Source organism: Erwinia sp. MYb416, assembly GCF_037479575.1.
GTDB classification, from domain to species: domain Bacteria; phylum Pseudomonadota; class Gammaproteobacteria; order Enterobacterales; family Enterobacteriaceae; genus Erwinia; species Erwinia rhapontici.
In genome coordinates this window covers 490-1,125 of sequence record NZ_JBBGYT010000144.1, presented here as the reverse complement: position 1 = coordinate 1,125, position 636 = coordinate 490, and the positions used below count along the sequence as shown (strand labels likewise).

Genomic DNA, 636 nt, shown 5'->3' with positions numbered 1-636 from the left:
GTTCTCTTTAACGACTTTCTTACTGGGTAACATTGTTACTTTCCTCCTTTGGAACCATTTACCTTCACTTTATTAGCGTATTTGCCTTGATCCAGGCAACAAGGGGAGAGCCTTTTGCATTGATGTAACCCACATTCACCCATTGATTATCAGGTGAACGTTGTATGATCTTTATTTTATCCCCCGCCACAAGATAGGCTTTAGTTTGACTGTGTTCATCTGGCCCGGTGAATAATAAGGCTTTGGACTCTATCGATGCCGCCATCGTAAGGCTATTGACGTAATTAACTATCTGGCTGCGAACGGCCTTTGCCGAGGATTTATTTAAGGTGGCCAGTTTCTGATAGTCATTGATATTATCTTTTCCCGGTACATCACAGCGCATCAGATTCATTACCCGGGCATTTTCCATCAGGGAAAAATCCCCTTTCGACTCACGCAGCGTAGGGCGCATTGCGGTGAAGTTAAACGTGTCTGCGTTGGGTTTTTCTGAACTGGCGAGGATATCTTTGCCTCCAACCCACGTGTAACCACACGCCTCACCGCTCCAGTCGCTGGTGATACAGCCATTCTTCATATCGACCACACTGCAATAGGCGCGGTCGCTCCAGGTCACCGTACCATCTTCCTGCCACA

1 pseudogene is annotated in these 636 nt (G+C 47.0%); it reads right to left on the bottom strand.

Going from position 1 to position 636, the window contains the following annotated elements:
• Positions 1-64: 64 nt before the first annotated feature.
• A pseudogene (locus WH277_RS01370) lies at positions 65-636 on the bottom strand (hypothetical protein); the annotation flags it as partial.